Origin of the sequence: Pseudomonas sp. Leaf59 (assembly GCF_920984685.1) — a bacterium.
Lineage (GTDB): Bacteria > Pseudomonadota > Gammaproteobacteria > Pseudomonadales > Pseudomonadaceae > Aquipseudomonas.
Map to the genome: position 1 here is coordinate 1 of NZ_CAKLBR010000039.1, position 1920 is coordinate 1920.

At 59.2% G+C, this 1920-nt stretch carries 1 protein-coding gene; it reads right to left on the bottom strand.

Translation table 11 applies throughout. From position 1 onward, the window contains the following. Positions 1-71 precede the first annotated feature (71 nt). The gene (gene ltrA, locus LUB09_RS23810) at positions 72-1493 is read right to left on the bottom strand and encodes a group II intron reverse transcriptase/maturase (RefSeq protein WP_231423851.1); all 1422 of its coding nucleotides are present in this window, start codon (positions 1491-1493) and stop codon (positions 72-74) included. Positions 1494-1920 lie beyond the last annotated feature (427 nt).

Sequence of the window (1920 nt, forward strand, 5' to 3'; positions counted from 1 at the left end):
ATCGAGTAGGAGGCGGGATTACTCCCGCCGTCCTCTCACACCACCGTACGTACGGTTCCGTATACGGCGGTTCAGGCTATGCGGTTGAGTCGGTTTATCGTATCCAGTATCGAGACCAGCCCGAGTTGATCCCAAAGTTTCTTCGGTAGCGCCTGATTCATGTGGGGCGCTCCCGAGTTCCACCATGGGCCTCGGCCATTGGACGCTGATGTGTAAGCGCGTCCTTCGTCGAGCCCCAGGCGCATCAGGTTGCGCGCCCTCGTCGAGGGCTGCTTCCATTGACGCCATACGGCGCAGCGAAGTTTGTGGCGCACCCAGCCATCAAGTTTATCCAGCGCTCGCTTGCCTTGGGTTAACTTGAAGTACCCAGCCCAACCGCGCAGTACGGGGTTTATCCGCTCGATGACATATGCCATCTTGCGGCCTCGCGCGCCGCGTAGCAGCTCTGCGAGTCGGTCGCGCAAGCGACCCAGACTCATCGTCGCCACCCTCAGTCTCGGCTGTTGATGCCAGCTCATCCCATAGCCCAAGTAATCACACACCCATGACCCAGCTACCCGGCTCTTTTCTCGATTCAGCGTCAGTCTCAAACGCTGCCTCAAGAACCGCTCGACGCCTGTCATCACTCGTTCACCCGCACGACGACTGCGCACATAAATGTTCGCATCGTCAGCGTAGCGTACGAAACGATGGCTTCGCCGTTCCAATTCACGATCGAGTTCGTTGAGCAGGATGTTCGACAGCAACGGCGAGAGCGGGCCGCCTTGCGGCGTCCCTTCCTGCCGGCGACTGGCGATCCCGCCTGACATCGATCCCGCTTCGAGATAACGCCGGATCAGCGTGAGCACACGCTTGTCTGCGATTTGACGCTCAACATAAGCCATCAAGACATCGTGGTTGACCCGATCAAAGAACTTCTCAAGATCGAGTTCCACGCACCAGCGGTAGCCTGCCGCCACATGGGCGCGGGCTGTTTCGATGGCTTGATGAGCGCTTCTGCCCGGACGAAAACCGTAGCTATGGTCCGAGAACAGAGGGTCGAAGATCGGTGTGAGCTGTTGCAGCAGAGCCTGTTGGATCAGGCGATCCACGACGCAGGGGATACCCAACTGGCGGGTGCCGCCTTTGGGTTTGGGGATTTCGACGGCGCGCGCACCTTGCGGGTGATACTCGCCAGCCAGCAACCGAGCTTTGAGGATCGGCCAATACTGTTTCACGTGGTCCGCTAATTGGTCGACCGTCATGCCATCGGCACCCGGTGCGCCCTTGTTGCTGACCACACGTTGATACGCACGTCTGAGGTTGGCAGGTGCAAGCACCCGTTCCATCAGCGTGTCCGGCTCCGCGTTCGTCCACGTCACAGACGCCGTCGGTACCTGTGCGCTGTCAGCCGTCATCCTCGGATTCTGTCCGGGACTCGGAGTAACAGTCTTCTCTGGGAGAAATTTCTGCATTTCGGTATTCAACGAGACTCTGACGCCTACTGGCGACATAACCTGTTCAGCCCTTGGTGACGTGGTTATTCGTCACTTACTACGGCCTCGGCTGACTTCTGCACGCTCATCCCGTCGCCTCGCGGCGCTCGGTAGCACAGTGGCAAACGCACAGATCTCCCAGGGTAATTCGCGCGACCTTCCTGCTTATGCCTGTCGGATCTACGTCACAGCGTTCCGTGCAAGTATTGGGCTTTGGCAATTCTGGCTACCTTACCCCGCTGCACCGCCTAATCCGCTTCCTGTTCGTCAGGCCAACAGTTTGCCTCGGGCTTCCTTCAGATTCGCAGTCACCCGCGACACCCTTGCCTCTGGCTAACACTTCCCCTTGCCGGGTGTGTAGAGGACTTTCACCTCCAAGTCACCAGCGTGGCCACCACAGCCAAACTGGTTGCGCTTCGCGCAACGCGCCATGCCTGGCGCACCA

Excerpts from the sequence above, each read along its gene's own strand:
- ltrA (WP_231423851.1), bottom strand. The coding sequence starts at position 1,493 with ATGTCGCCAGTAGGCGTCAGAGTCTCGTTGAATACCGAAATGCAGAAA.